The organism is Pseudomonas hygromyciniae (genome assembly GCF_016925675.1).
GTDB lineage: Bacteria > Pseudomonadota > Gammaproteobacteria > Pseudomonadales > Pseudomonadaceae > Aquipseudomonas > Aquipseudomonas hygromyciniae.
Map to the genome: position 1 here is coordinate 191,806 of NZ_CP070506.1, position 13,070 is coordinate 204,875.

The 13,070-nt window shown below is 60.8% G+C and carries 13 protein-coding genes and 1 tRNA gene; 12 read left to right on the forward strand and 2 right to left on the reverse strand.

Going from position 1 to position 13,070, the window contains the following annotated elements:
- Positions 1-5 precede the first annotated feature (5 nt).
- From JTY93_RS00765 to JTY93_RS00800, 8 genes are all read left to right on the forward strand, one after another.
- Positions 6-872 carry a PoNi-like cognate immunity protein gene (locus tag JTY93_RS00765; RefSeq protein WP_205477922.1) on the forward strand — a complete coding sequence of 289 codons (867 nt, stop codon included), beginning with the start codon at positions 6-8 and terminating at the stop codon, positions 870-872.
- Complete coding sequence (locus JTY93_RS00770) at positions 869-1,150, forward strand: hypothetical protein (protein WP_205477921.1); 282 nt, start codon at positions 869-871, stop codon at positions 1,148-1,150. The genes JTY93_RS00765 and JTY93_RS00770 overlap by 4 nt, the downstream gene beginning before the upstream one ends.
- 47 nt (positions 1,151-1,197) lie before the next feature.
- Positions 1,198-1,764, forward strand: coding sequence for a hypothetical protein (locus JTY93_RS00775; RefSeq protein WP_169991677.1), 567 nt, complete (start codon positions 1,198-1,200; stop codon positions 1,762-1,764).
- A gap of 62 nt (positions 1,765-1,826) precedes the next feature.
- A complete protein-coding gene (locus JTY93_RS00780; RefSeq protein ID WP_205477920.1) occupies positions 1,827-4,397 on the forward strand; it encodes an autotransporter family protein in 2,571 nt (856 codons plus the stop codon).
- 184 nt (positions 4,398-4,581) lie between these two features.
- Complete coding sequence (locus tag JTY93_RS00785) at positions 4,582-5,163, forward strand: hypothetical protein (protein ID WP_205477919.1); 582 nt, start codon at positions 4,582-4,584, stop codon at positions 5,161-5,163.
- Between the two features lie 39 nt (positions 5,164-5,202).
- Positions 5,203-5,883: a CsgG/HfaB family protein gene (locus JTY93_RS00790; RefSeq protein WP_092232635.1), complete on the forward strand. Its 681-nt coding sequence runs from the start codon at positions 5,203-5,205 to the stop codon at positions 5,881-5,883.
- A 28-nt stretch (positions 5,884-5,911) separates the two neighbouring features.
- Positions 5,912-6,274 carry a DUF4810 domain-containing protein gene (locus tag JTY93_RS00795; RefSeq protein ID WP_205477918.1) on the forward strand — a complete coding sequence of 121 codons (363 nt, stop codon included), beginning with the start codon at positions 5,912-5,914 and terminating at the stop codon, positions 6,272-6,274.
- Positions 6,271-6,921 carry a DUF799 domain-containing protein gene (locus JTY93_RS00800; RefSeq protein ID WP_205477917.1) on the forward strand — a complete coding sequence of 217 codons (651 nt, stop codon included), beginning with the start codon at positions 6,271-6,273 and terminating at the stop codon, positions 6,919-6,921. Before JTY93_RS00795 ends, JTY93_RS00800 begins: the two co-directional genes overlap by 4 nt.
- A gap of 23 nt (positions 6,922-6,944) precedes the next feature.
- Here JTY93_RS00800 and JTY93_RS00805 read toward each other — a convergent pair whose 3' ends face one another.
- Positions 6,945-7,799, reverse strand: coding sequence for a S1 family peptidase (locus JTY93_RS00805; RefSeq protein ID WP_205477916.1), 855 nt, complete (start codon positions 7,797-7,799; stop codon positions 6,945-6,947).
- 222 nt (positions 7,800-8,021) lie between these two features.
- On the opposite strand from JTY93_RS00805, the gene JTY93_RS00810 reads away from it, so the two are divergent.
- The 3 genes from JTY93_RS00810 to JTY93_RS00820 all read left to right on the forward strand — a co-directional run bounded on the left by JTY93_RS00810 (position 8,022) and on the right by JTY93_RS00820 (position 10,974).
- On the forward strand, positions 8,022-9,650 hold the full coding sequence (locus JTY93_RS00810) for a vWA domain-containing protein (RefSeq protein ID WP_205477915.1): 1,629 nt from the start codon (positions 8,022-8,024) through the stop codon (positions 9,648-9,650).
- Positions 9,651-9,805: 155 nt separating this feature from the next.
- The gene (locus tag JTY93_RS00815; protein ID WP_205477914.1) at positions 9,806-10,378 is read left to right on the forward strand and encodes an RNA polymerase sigma factor; all 573 of its coding nucleotides are present in this window, start codon (positions 9,806-9,808) and stop codon (positions 10,376-10,378) included.
- On the forward strand, positions 10,375-10,974 hold the full coding sequence (locus JTY93_RS00820) for a hypothetical protein (protein WP_205477913.1): 600 nt from the start codon (positions 10,375-10,377) through the stop codon (positions 10,972-10,974). The genes JTY93_RS00815 and JTY93_RS00820 overlap by 4 nt, the downstream gene beginning before the upstream one ends.
- A gap of 56 nt (positions 10,975-11,030) precedes the next feature.
- On the opposite strand, the gene JTY93_RS00825 is transcribed toward JTY93_RS00820, so the two are convergent.
- Positions 11,031-11,107 (reverse strand) — tRNA-Arg (locus JTY93_RS00825).
- Positions 11,108-11,476: 369 nt separating this feature from the next.
- On the opposite strand from JTY93_RS00825, the gene gabD reads away from it, so the two are divergent.
- A complete protein-coding gene (gene gabD / locus JTY93_RS00830) occupies positions 11,477-12,919 on the forward strand; it encodes an NADP-dependent succinate-semialdehyde dehydrogenase (protein WP_205477912.1) in 1,443 nt (480 codons plus the stop codon).
- The last annotated feature ends 151 nt before the right edge of the window (positions 12,920-13,070 follow it).

Genomic DNA, 13,070 nt, shown 5'->3' on the forward strand with positions numbered 1-13,070 from the left:
TCTCCATGATTCGCGCACCTTTGGGAGATAAACAGTATTGGGATGGTCGTGAGGCAAAGGATCTGCAATGGATAGAGCGCGTGAGCCAAACGTTGTCGCAGCCGTCGGCCAATCCGGTATACAGAGCGCAATTTGCGTTCGACTTTGCCAAAGATAATCTGCGTGCAGCCATTCGCGTCTACTCGCGAGGCAGTCCTGTTGAATCGATGGCTATGTACTTTCCCGCCATCATGGATGCATGGGAGCTTTCCAATCGAGAGTCCGACACGATATGTGCTGAAAATGCGCTGCAGACTTGCCGTGACTGGACCTTCGAGTTGGCGGACCTGAACCACTACATCTGGTGTTTCTGGTTGGTGAGCCTGGCGCTGGCACTGGAGATTCCCGACGACCAGTGGCGTCGGCTGGTCGCCTTGATCGGCGAAGGCGGGCAGGACGTTCTGCTGGACCGAATCATCGCATCCCGTCAGCCAGGGCGCGTGATTGGTGAACAGCTATTGCACGCCAAACCTTATGCGAGGCTGCTCAAGGCCATCGACGCGCCCCAGCAACAGCAGGCCTCGCTGTTGCGGGCGTTCGTGGAACATTGGTACCTGGAGCTGAACCGACGCGGTAAACAGCAACCCTGGTGGTATGTCTATGGCGACCCGGTAAAACACCCCCTTGAGATGGGTAGCTACTTCGGCCGCTGGTGCTTTGAGGCGGTTGCCGCGGTCAAGGCGTTCGGGCTCGATGACAGCGCCTGCCTGGGGCATGAGCATTACCCCGGCGACTTGCTCCACCCCAGTGAAGACGTTATCCCGGCACCAGCCCCTGCCCGCGTAGAAAAAGCCGGCTGGCTGGCGCGGTTGTTTGGGCGCTCAGATGAATGAGCCATCACTTGTACAAGTACCGGCATGGCATTGGCGTGGCTTTATTGCTGGCAGCGTTATTGAACGGCTTCTTGCGATTTGATGGTAGTTGGAAGCGTTTTTTGACCATGGCGTTGGTGCAGCTGTGGTTTGGCCAGGCGGTCTACAACTATGCGCGAGGCGCCAGGGTGGCCATCGCGCCTGGCGGCATGAGCAAGGACGCCGACCCGGAGTGGCGTGCTGCGTTGGCTGGCTTTTCCCTGTTTTTATATGGGGTCGTGTTCTTTTTGAGTTTTTGATCCCGGCAGGGCCACCCCAGCCCTGCTATTGCCACGGAAAACCGTATATGAAGAAAGTTGCCTTTATCCTCGCGGCCCTGGCCCTTGCGGGCTGCCACTCCAATGCCCGCGACTCGTCGCCCAGCCTGTTGAAAGATGGCGTGCAGTTGCAGCAGAACACCGTCGTGGCCGATGCCGAGCACGCCAAGGTGATCATGCGCGCCACCGGGTTTACCTACCCCGTGCAGTTCTCCGTGCGCCGTGGCGGCGATGCCGACCAGCGCCCGGAGATCCTCGGCACAGTGGTGGATTCGGGCCGGGGCAAGGTGTTCGGCTGGATCGCCAAGATGAGCGAGGTGGCCAACAGCGCGGCAGTCAAGCGCTTCCCGCAGGTGGAAGTGCTGGCCGATCCGCAGCAGACGATTGAAGTGTTGGGCGAGTCGCGGGTGTATGACTCGAACTACTACCGCTACGCCGAAAAAATTGTCTACGCCTGTGGCCCGATGAGCACGGCGTTCAAACCACAAAAGCAGAAGGTTTACCTGGTGGAGTTCGTGATTGTCGGCGCTGGCTGTGAGCAGCATGCCTATGACATCACCGACCCCGCGCAGCGCATCCCCGTCCCTGCGTCCTGAATCATGCACCCTACAACCGCCGGGCACATTGGCGGTGTTGTCCGTAGTAAATGGAGTTTCAAATGAAGCGCAAGCAGTTCCAGAAAACCCTGTTGGCCATGATGGTCAGCGCCGTTGCCGCACAAGTCAGCGCGGTAGAGTTCGACGTCAGCACAGGGCAGAACGTATGGGCCTCCCAGACGTTCAACGAACCTGTAACCCTGGTGGGCACGCGCAATGTCGTATCGACCCAGCCCAGTGCCGATGGCGTGAATATTTCCCTGACCGATATCCAGGGCACGCTGCGCAACGACGCCAACCTCACCCTGGATGCCGGCGGCAAAGCCGTGCGTGGCCTGATCGTCGATGGGGCGCTGGATCAGATGCTCACCACCACCGGCAGCAACATCACCGGCGATATCGTCCAGGCTGGCAATATCCACCTGAGCAACACGATCTGGGCTGAAGGCTTTGAAGTGGGCGCCAGCAACGTGGGCGGCAGCATCATCAATTCGGGCAATATCACCCTGGTTGAAGTCCCCGGCTCCGGCGATGAATCCGATGGCGAGGGTATCTACCTCAACGGCACCACCGTGGCGGGCGACGTGGTCAACAGCGGTGTGGTGGATGTCACGTCCTACTACGGCTACGGCCTGATCCTCGATACCCACAACAACATGCCGGTCACCATCGGTGGCAAGCTGCTCAACTCCGGGACCATTCGCGTTACCGGTCAAGAGGCCCTGGGGATCGAGATCGAAACCGATACCAACCCCCTGCGTATCGAAAACAGCGGTCTGGTTTCTGTCAACGGCGCGCAGTCGATCGCTGTGCAACTGGACGCGGGCACCTACGATTACCTGCTCAACACCGGCACCATCGAAGCCCACGGCAGCAACGCCATGGCCTTCAACGTGCAAGGTGCGACCTTTGACACCATCTCGCCGAGCGGTGAGCGCGGCCTGATCAACCGTGGCCTGATCAGCGCCGACGCGACCGCGATCAAGATCAACCCGCAGTACCAGTTGACGCCCCTGGAGATCAACCAGCAAGCCGGGGAAATCCGCAGCAACGCCGGCACCGCCATCGACGGCGGCAACCTGGCGAGCCTGAACTGGACTGGCGGCAAAATCGTGGGTGATGTACTCGGTGTCACGGGTGTGAACATCAACGGTCAGGCCGATTTTACCGGCGCGCGCATTGGCAGCCCGGTATCGGTCAACGCGGGTTCGTTGAACCTGTCGGGCGCTGGCACCACGATCACTGGCGACCTGAATGTGGCCAGCGGCGCCGGGGTTGATATGCGCCTGTCCAACAGCGTCGTGCCGACCACGCCTTACCTGACGGTCAGCGGCGCCGCGAATTTCGCCCAGGGCTCCAACGTGACCTTGAGCGCCAAGCCCGGTGATTTCACCGCAGCGCCCAGCGGCACCGAATACACCCTGCTGCAAGCCGGCAGCGTGCAGAACAATGGCCTGACGGTTGCCAGCAGCTCGTCGTTGCTCGATGTACTCAGCTACTCGGCCGATGCGCAGACGGTCAAGGCCGTGGTGGGTCTGAAGCCAGACGAGCAGGTACAAACCGACCTCGGTGGCGTGGGGGCAACGACCTCGGCAGTCACCGCCGTGAACCTGCTGAAAAACGAAGTGCTGGGGCAACTGAGCCAGGACGACGCGGTGTTCCAGGCCGTGGCCAACGCCGGCACCGCCCAGCAACTGGCGCGAATTGGTGAACAGCTCAAGCCGGACGTAAACCGTGGCGCGCTGGACGTGGCCTTGTCCGGGCAGACCGTGATCAACGGCGCGATCCTCAATCGCCTGGCCGGCCAACGCGATGGCAGCGAACGCGGCGGTGTTTGGGTGCAAGGCCTGAGCAGCAACATGGACCAGGACGGTCGCGGTGGCGACAACGGCTACTCGGCCAACAGCAGCGGCGTGGCCGTGGGCGTGGACGGGCGCTTGAATGACAACACCCGCGTGGGTGTGGCGTACAGCTATCTGAACTCCAACATCCATTCGGACCTGGGCAACAAGACCGACGTGCAGGGCAACGCCTTGTCGCTGTACGGCAACTGGTCCCTGCAAAACTGGTTTGTCGATGGCAGCCTGAGCTATGGCGTCAACGACAACGACAGCAAGCGCCACATCGCCGGCACCACGGCCAAGGGCAGCTACGACAGCCAGGCGTTGTCGGCCAGCGTGATCGGCGGCTACAGCTTCAAGGCATCGGACAGCGTGCTGATCGAACCGCGTGTGGCGGCGCGTTACTCCAGCGTGCACATGGACAGCTTGCATGAGAAGGGGTCTTCGGCGGCACTGAACACCGGTTCCCAGCGTTACGAAGTCGGTGAACTGGGCGCTGGCCTGCGCGTGGCGGGCAACCTGCCCCTGGGCGCCGGCACGCTGCAACCGGAAGCGACCTTGATGGCCTATCACGACCTGATGGGTGATCGCGTGGCGCAGACGTCCAGCTTTGTGAACGGTGGCTCGACATTCAGCGTGACCGGCGCATCGGTCGCGCGTGACAGCTATGAAGCCAGCGTGGGCGTGAACTACCAGGTCTCGGCGTTCAGTGTCGGTGCCAGCTACACCCGCCAGGCCCGCAGTGGGTTTGATGCCGACGGCGTCATGCTCAAGGCGCGTTACGCCTTCTAAACAGTCCTTGTAGGCGCGAGCTTGCTCGCGAAAAACGTCCAGACGACGCGTTCATTCAGTTAGTGAGCGTTATCGTTTACGTGCTTCGCGAGTAAGCTCGCTCCTACAGGAATGGACGAAACAACTTGAGAACCGCTCTCAACCCCGTAAAATGCCGCAGCACTTATCAGGGATGAATTCGAAGATGCGCGTTTTTGCCTTACTGCTGGCTCTGTCCTTTCTGGCCGGCTGTGCTTCCAAGCCTGCGTACTACATCTCTCCAGCGCCCGTGACTATTCCCAAGAACGCCACGTATTGGCTCGATACCTTTGACGTTGAGGTGGTGGGCAAGAACGAACGCTTCCTGCCAGATGACAAGGTTCGCCAACAATTGGGTGTCGATCTGGTCGACCGTTTGCTCAAGGCCAAGCGCTACGCCGCCAGCAAGGAAAAGGCCGACTACTTGTTGGAGGTGAGCGTCATCTATACGCGGCGTATTCAAGATACGAAGGGCGGTTTTATGACGGCCATCGTCGATGACAACACCATCCTTGCCAGTGTCGATTTCAGCTATCAGGTCAAGGTCAAGAAAGCCGATGCCGAGGTTCTGCATTTTTCCCAGGCTCGCCAAGGGCTGATGCCTGCGGGTTACAAGGGCGACTGGCAGAACATGAAAACCATGGCCGGTGTGCTGACCAACAGCGGCAACTCTAATGTAGAGACTTTCTACACCGGAGCGCTTAGCCGTTTTATCGTTGACGATCTGCGCGGTATTCCATCGCGCTAGCGTCACCTGCGGTCTCGATTTACCACTTAGGAGCACCACGTGAAATCACTCTTAAAAATCCTCCTGTCCGGCCTTACCGTTACAGCAGTGCTGTCCCTGGCCGGTTGCGCCACCGAAAGCTCCCGCGCACTGCCGATCGAAAAAGTCGCCAGCGCCAACGTCGCCTATTCCGGCGTACGTGTGCCGATTGCCGTGGGCAAGTTCGATAACCGTTCCAGCTACATGCGCGGGATCTTCTCCGACGGCGTGGACCGCCTCGGTGGCCAGGCCAAGACCATCCTGATCACCCACTTGCAGCAGACCAACCGCTTCAGCGTGCTGGACCGCGACAACATGGGCGAAATCTCCCAGGAAGCGAAAATCAAAGGCACCGCACAAAACCTCAAGGGCGCTGACTATGTGGTGACCGGCGATGTGACCGAGTTCGGCCGCAAAGAGACCGGCGACCGCCAGTTGTTCGGCATCCTCGGCCGTGGCAAGACCCAGGTGGCCTACGCCAAAATCAACCTGAATATCGTCAACATCAGCACCTCCGAAGTGGTGTATTCCACCCAGGGTGCCGGTGAATACGCGCTGTCGAACCGCGAAGTCGTGGGCTTTGGCGGCACCGCCAGCTACGACTCCACCCTCAATGGCAAGGTCCTGGACCTGGCTATGCGCGAAGCGATCAATCGCCTGGTGGACGGTATCAACGCCGGCGCCTGGAACCCGCGTAACTGATTAGTTGATTTCAAGGAGCAGTACACGGATGAGCAAGGCAGTGAAGTTGGCGCTGATGCTGACAGCAACCGCGCTGGTTGCAGGGTGCCAGACGGCACCCAAACCCCTGTATCAATGGGAAAGCTACCAGCCACAGGTTTACGAGTACTTCAAGGGTGAGCCCAAGGAAGCCCAGGTCGAAGCGCTGGAACGCGACCTGCAAAAGATCAACGCCAGTGGCCGCCAGGCCCCACCGGGCTACCACGCGCACTTGGGCATGCTGTACCTGAGCATGGGCAAGGATGACCAAATGGTGCAGCAGTTTCGCACTGAGAAGGCGCTGTTCCCTGAGTCGGCTGCCTACATGGACTTTTTGCTGAAGAACGCCAAGGCCCCAGAGGTGAAGAAATGAGCTTTCTGAAAATCACCGGCGCCTTGCTCGCCCTGGCCTTGCTGGGCGGTTGCGCGGCGCCCAAGACCGTCGACTACTCGGCGTACAAGCAGGCGCGGCCGAAGTCGATCCTGGTGTTGCCACCGATCAACGAATCCCCTGAAGTGCAGGCGTCCTACAGCCTGGTATCGCAGGTGACTTACCCGTTGGCCGAAGCCGGCTACTACGTGATGCCAATTGCCCTGGTGGACGAAACCTTCCGCCAGAACGGCCTGACCACCGCCAACGATATCCAGGCCGTGCCGCCGGGCAAGCTGCATGAGATCTTCGGCGCGGACGCGGCGCTGTATATCACCGTCAGCGAGTACGGCACCAAGTACATGCTGATCACCAGCGACACCTCGGTGACGGCCTCGGCCAAACTGGTCGACCTGCGTACCGGCACCACCCTGTGGACCGGTTCGGCGCGGGCATCCAGCGAGGAAGGCAACAACAACGGTGGCGGCCTGGTGGGCATGCTGATCACGGCGGCGGTCAAGCAAGTGATCAACAGCTCCACCGACGCGGCACACCCGATTGCCGGCATCACCAGTGCACGCCTGCTGTCGGCGGGGCAACGCACCGGGCTTCTGTACGGTCCGCGTAACCCGAAGTACGGCACGGACTGATCAGCGACAACCCGTAAACCGCGTCAACTGCGACGACGGTGTTGTTGGATCAAGTCGATGCGGGTGGCCGCGCCCATGGAGTTGCGCTGCCCGTTTACGCTGGCGCCGATGGAACCGTAGTGCAAGGCAACGATCTCGCCCGAATCAACGCTGATCAGCGGTGAGCCGGAGGTGCCGGGTCCCTTGAAGGCATCATGGTAGACCGTGTCCTGATAAGCGTCGTCCTGGTCGTATCCCTTGAGCGTGGAGGGCTGGCCCCTGGCATTTAAAAACGAAATGCCGAGGGCCTCTTGCCCGTGGTTGGGCATAAACACCTTTTGCCCCAACGATGCCTGGGGGCCGGAGGCCAGCTTCAGGGGTGGGAACTGCTCGACCAAGGCTTTTTTCTCTCCAGCGGGCAAGTCGACACGCAGCTCGGCATAGTCCAACCGGGCGTCGCCACTGAGCGGCTTGGGGTCCAGCGGCACTTTGCGTTCTACCTCCATTCGGCCGGTGCTGTTTTGTTCATACCCCAGCCAAAGTTCGAGCTTGCCGCCTCTGGCCAGCGCGTCGCGCACATGTTGGTTGGTCAGCACGCTGTTGCCATCGTTGATCAGCGAGCCGGTACCCAACGAACGAAAATACACGCGTTCATAGCCCCATGAGTCCCGTGCGACAGTCACTTCGTGGATACTGCCCACGGCCCTGGCCGCTGTATGCATCGGTGTGCCCTTAAGGGATGCGTTGGCGTAGTTCTGCAAGGAGAACGGCGCGTGTTGTGGCACGGCTGTGGGCGTGGAGTAGGACGGCTTGCCTGAAACGGCCCCGGCATAGCTGGGTCGTTCGGCGAGTGAGGGCGGCTCATATCGGTGTGTGAGGGTGTTGTTTACGGAGTTCATCGCGGTTCCTCTGATTTAAAAGCCTCCAAAGCATTCAAGAAACAGGCGGTCCTGATAAGGAGGCGAACCCTCGATATGTGGTGGATGGTGATGGCAGGTTCAGTCGGATTGTGTCTCGAAAAGTGACGCAGCGAGCGCACGGAGCAGTCCGCGTTTAACCCGTAGGGAGGTTGGGTTACGTCTGATCGGTTGAACGGATCATTCATTCACGAGGTTCAGCCCATGTCCCGCTCTCTGCTTTTGCTGCGTCCTGCTGCCCAAGGCTTTACCGTTACCCTGCTGGTGATGCTGGCTGGGTGTGGGCTATCGTCACCCCCCGATGCCGCCAAGCCTGTTGACCCGGCGCCCGTCGCCGAGCTGCAAAGCGCGCCGGCCCAGGGCGCCCTGGTCAAACAGATGGAGATGCCGGCACCGATGCTGGTGCGAGAAATGGCAACGATGGATTACCGCAGTGAACCTCGCGAGCAATACGCCAGCCTGCCGGACAACCCGGTGCATCGCGTCGCCGAGACCCCGGTTTCCACTTTCAGCGTCGACGTCGATACTGGCAGCTATGCCAACGTCAGGCGTTTCCTCAACCAAGGTCGCTTGCCGCCTGAAGGCGCTGTGCGATTGGAGGAAATGGTCAATTACTTCCCGTACACCTATCCGCTGCCCACCGATAGTTCACCCTTTGGCGTCACCACCGAGCTCGCCGCCACGCCTTGGAACCCGCGCACAAAATTGTTGCGCATCGGCATCAAGGCCACCGACCGCGCCGTGGCCGACCTGGCGCCGGCCAACCTGGTGTTTTTGGTGGATGTTTCCGGCTCCATGGACCGTCGCGAAGGTCTGCCGCTGGTCAAAAGCACCCTCAAACTACTGGTGGACCAACTGCGCGCTCAGGACCGCGTGTCCTTGGTGGTGTATGCCGGCGAATCGCGGGTCGTGCTCAAGCCCACGTCCGGGCGTGACAAGGCAAAAATCCGCAACGCCATCGACCAATTGACCGCCGGCGGCTCGACGGCGGGCGCGTCGGGTATCGAACTGGCCTACCAGATGGCCCGCGAAGGCTTTATCGACAAGGGTATCAACCGCATCCTGCTGGCCACCGACGGTGACTTCAACGTGGGCATCAGCGACTTCGACAGCCTTAAGCAGATGGCCGTGGACCAACGCCAAAGTGGGGTGTCCCTGACCACCCTGGGTTTTGGCGTGGATAACTACAACGAGCACCTGATGGAACAACTGGCCGACGCGGGCGACGGTAACTACGCCTACATCGACAACCTGCGTGAAGCGCGCAAGGTGCTGGTGGAGCAACTCAGCTCGACCCTGGCCGTGGTGGCGCGGGATGTGAAGCTGCAGGTGGAATTCAACCCGGCCCAAGTCAGCGAATATCGCCTGCTGGGCTATGAAAACCGCGCCTTGAAGCGTGAGGATTTCAACAACGACAAGGTTGATGCCGGTGAAATCGGCGCAGGACATACGCTGACCGCGCTGTACGAAATCGTCCCCAAGGGCGAGAAGGGCTGGTTGGAGCCTTTGCGCTATGCCGCCGCGCCTGCGGTTGAAGGCAAATCCGCCGAGCTGGCGATGCTGCGGGTGCGCTACAAGCCCGCTGCGGGCGGTAACAGCCAATTGATCGAACGCCCCATCGCCAACCAGCCCACCCCTGCCAGCGATGACCTGCGCTTCTCGGCCGCCGTGGCCGCTTTCGCCCAACAGCTCAAGGGCGATGGCCGCTACACTGGCACCATGAGCCTGAAGGACACCGCCACCCTGGCCCGCTCGGCCCGTGGTGATGACCCCTACGGACTGCGCAATGAATTCGTACAGTTGGTGGAGCTGGCCCAAAGCCTCAAACACTGATCTTGCCCACAACAGAGATCCCCTGTGGGAGCTGGCTTGCCTGCGATAGCGGTGGGTCAGCGCCGAAAACAGTGCCTGACCCACCGCTATCGCGGGCAAGCCCGGCTCCCACAGGTAATCTGCATTGATCCATCGAAAGGAGTTCGCCACCTAACATGGCCGTATCAGATGACCCCCCCAGCGACGAATCGCTGCTGGCCCGCTACCGCAAGGGTGATGCTGGTGCATTCGAAACCCTGTACACCCGGCATCGCCAGGGCCTCTACCGGTTTCTCGTCGGCCTTTGCAACAAGGCCGAACTGGCCGAGGAAATCTACCAGGACACCTGGCTCAGCCTGATCCGCAGTACCACCGAGCCACAAGGCCGGGCGAGTTTTCGTACCTGGTTGTTCCAGATTGGCCGCAACCGCCTGATCGACCATTGGCGCAAGCACGGCATCCACAACCCGTTGCACGACAGTTACGAAGAACAACTGCACGCCCAGCTCGACGACAGCGCCGGCCCCGAGCAGCAACTGAGCCTGAGCCGCGACCAGGGCCGTCTGGAGGCTGCGTTGCAAGACCTGCCCGAAGACCAGCGCGAAGTGTTTATGCTGCGTCTGCATGGCGAGCTGGAACTGCCGCAAATTGCCGCCCTCACCGGCAGCCCACTGGAAACGGTAAAAAGCCGCTTGCGTTACGCCCAGCAGAAACTGCGTCGGCTGCTGGCCGAGGAGGTACCCGTATGACTGACTCCCGACACCCCCAGGATCCGACTGACGAAGGGCTGATCCAGCACTTTCGCCAACACAGCGCCAGTGAGCCACCCGCGTCCCTCGACGCCTTCATCCTCGCCGCCGCCCGCCGCGAAGCTCCCACGCCCGCGCCAAGCCTGTGGCAACGCTGGCTGCAAGCCTGCCAACGACCACGCTGGCAAATAGCGTTTGCCACCGTGGCCGGGGTTGCGCTGTTGATTGGCGTGGTACTGCGCTCACCAGTGTCCGACCTCAACCTGCCCGAGACCTTCGAATACGCCGCCGCGCCGCCGCAGGCACTGAGTGCTCCAGCCGCCCCCGCGCCGATGGTTCGCCTGGCGATAGCGCCACAGGCAGACAGCGCGCCGGTCCAGGCTGAGATGGCCAGTGCAATGGCTGATGAGCCCATGGCCAAAATGAGCAAGCAGATGGCCGCCAAACCGCAGTCCCTGGAGCAAGGGCTTGAGGAGATTGTGCATCTGCGCGAGGCGGGTGAGAGCAGGGCAGCGGATGAAAAGCTGTTGGACTTGCACACGCGCTTTCCTGACGAAGACCTGCCGGCTCGGTTGGAGGCGTTGCAAAAGCGCTGAGCAAACGCCCACAAAAAAGCCCCAGGTCGCAAGACCTGGGGCTTTTTGTTTGTATCTGGTGCACCCGGCGGGATTCGAACCCACGACCCCTGCCTTCGGAGGGCAGTACTCTATCCAGCTGAGCTACGGATGCTTGTGCGGGCGCCATCATACCCATGTCGACCTTGGGCGTCCATGCTGGTTTTTGGCCGTCTGCCGGTGGGATTCTGGAGTAGGGAGGCTCTGTACCGGGCGGTGTGTGCCCTTGGGGTTGAATCCGGCTGGCGTACGCTTGTCAGAATAATCCGGCTAATGCGCCGTTTTCGTTCTTTTTTTCGAACAGACTATTGCCCTGCCCCCCCATTGATCCTAGGATTCGTTTGAGATTTCAAACGCTCTGTCTCCCGTGCGCGATGTTTCAGCTTGCGCCCAGTGACTGATTTCCCTGACGGCAGCCTTCGAGGCGCCTTTCAACAACTCTAATTTGCCCCGCGCGCGCGCGGTGCTGTTAAGGAAAGCCGACATGCAGCTTAAAGACACCCAGTTGTTCCGCCAGCAAGCCTTTATTGATGGCGCTTGGGTCGATGCGGACAACGGTCAAACGATCAAGGTCAACAACCCCGCGACTGGCGAGATCCTGGGCACCGTGCCGAAGATGGGCGCCGCCGAAACCCGTCGTGCCATCGAAGCCGCCGACAAGGCCTTGCCGGCCTGGCGCGCACTGACCGCCAAGGACCGTGCGAACAAGCTGCGTCGCTGGTTCGAGCTGATCATCGAGAACCAGGATGACCTGGCGCGCCTGATGACCCTGGAGCAGGGCAAGCCGCTGGCCGAAGCCAAGGGCGAAATCGTCTACGCCGCTTCGTTCATCGAGTGGTTCGCCGAAGAGGCCAAGCGTGTCTACGGTGACGTGATCCCTGGCCATCAGCCGGACAAGCGCCTGATTGTGATCAAGCAGCCAATCGGCGTCACCGCCGCCATCACGCCGTGGAACTTCCCGGCCGCCATGATTACCCGTAAAGCCGGCCCGGCCCTGGCCGCGGGTTGCACCATGGTCCTCAAGCCTGCGTCGCAAACCCCGTTCTCGGCGTTCGCCCTGGCGGAGCTGGCCCAGCGTGCTGGCATCCCCAACGGCGTGTTCAGCGTGGTTTCCGGCAGCGCCGGCGATATCGGCAGCGAGCTGACCAGCAACCCGACCGTGCGTAAATTGTCCTTCACCGGCTCGACCGAAATCGGTCGCCAGTTGATGGCCGAATGCGCCAAGGACATTAAGAAAGTTTCCCTGGAATTGGGCGGTAACGCGCCGTTCATCGTGTTCGACGACGCCGACCTGGATAAGGCCGTCGAAGGCGCGATCATCTCCAAGTACCGCAACAACGGCCAGACCTGTGTATGCGCCAACCGCCTGTATATCCAGGACTCGGTGTACGACGCGTTCGCTGAAAAACTGAAAGCGGCCGTGGCCAAGTTGAAGATCGGCAACGGTCTGGAAGACGGCACCACCACCGGGCCCCTGATCGATGAAAAAGCCGTGGCCAAGGTCCAGGAACACATCGCCGATGCCCTGAGCAAAGGCGCGACGTTGCTGGCTGGCGGTAAGGTCATGGAAGGTAATTTCTTCGAGCCGACCATCCTCACCAACGTGCCGAAAAACGCCGCTGTGGCCAAGGAAGAAACCTTCGGCCCGCTGGCGCCACTGTTCCGCTTCAAAGACGAAGCCGAAGTGATCGCCATGTCCAACGACACCGAGTTCGGCCTGGCGTCCTACTTCTATGCCCGCGACCTGGGCCGTGTGTTCCGTGTGGCCGAGGCCCTGGAATACGGTATGGTCGGCGTCAACACCGGGCTGATCTCCAACGAAGTGGCACCGTTCGGCGGGATCAAGGCTTCGGGCCTGGGCCGTGAAGGTTCCAAGTACGGGATCGAGGATTACCTGGAAATCAAATACCTCTGCCTGGGCATCTAACCAGCAAGGTATCGCTGCAAACGCAAAGGGCACGAGAGCGCTGTCCCTTTGCGTGTTTCACACCGTTATTCGAAGTGGCCGGGAAAGCTGTGGCAGTCGATCATCGCATGCTGGCGTAGTTGCCTCCCCTCCACGTAATCCTTGGACCGCG

Bases quoted from the DNA above. Each gene is read 5' to 3' on its own strand.
- JTY93_RS00820 (WP_205477913.1), top strand. From the start codon at position 10,375: ATGACTGACTCCCGACACCCCCAGGATCCGACTGACGAAGGGCTGATC.
- JTY93_RS00775 (WP_169991677.1), top strand. From the start codon at position 1,198: ATGAAGAAAGTTGCCTTTATCCTCGCGGCCCTGGCCCTTGCGGGCTGC.
- gabD (WP_205477912.1), top strand. From the start codon at position 11,477: ATGCAGCTTAAAGACACCCAGTTGTTCCGCCAGCAAGCCTTTATTGAT.
- JTY93_RS00770 (WP_205477921.1), top strand. From the start codon at position 869: ATGAGCCATCACTTGTACAAGTACCGGCATGGCATTGGCGTGGCTTTA.
- JTY93_RS00805 (WP_205477916.1), bottom strand. From the start codon at position 7,799: ATGAACTCCGTAAACAACACCCTCACACACCGATATGAGCCGCCCTCA.
- JTY93_RS00800 (WP_205477917.1), top strand. From the start codon at position 6,271: ATGAGCTTTCTGAAAATCACCGGCGCCTTGCTCGCCCTGGCCTTGCTG.
- JTY93_RS00815 (WP_205477914.1), top strand. From the start codon at position 9,806: ATGGCCGTATCAGATGACCCCCCCAGCGACGAATCGCTGCTGGCCCGC.
- JTY93_RS00795 (WP_205477918.1), top strand. From the start codon at position 5,912: ATGAGCAAGGCAGTGAAGTTGGCGCTGATGCTGACAGCAACCGCGCTG.
- JTY93_RS00785 (WP_205477919.1), top strand. From the start codon at position 4,582: ATGCGCGTTTTTGCCTTACTGCTGGCTCTGTCCTTTCTGGCCGGCTGT.
- JTY93_RS00765 (WP_205477922.1), top strand. From the start codon at position 6: ATGATTCGCGCACCTTTGGGAGATAAACAGTATTGGGATGGTCGTGAG.
- JTY93_RS00780 (WP_205477920.1), top strand. From the start codon at position 1,827: ATGAAGCGCAAGCAGTTCCAGAAAACCCTGTTGGCCATGATGGTCAGC.
- JTY93_RS00810 (WP_205477915.1), top strand. From the start codon at position 8,022: ATGTCCCGCTCTCTGCTTTTGCTGCGTCCTGCTGCCCAAGGCTTTACC.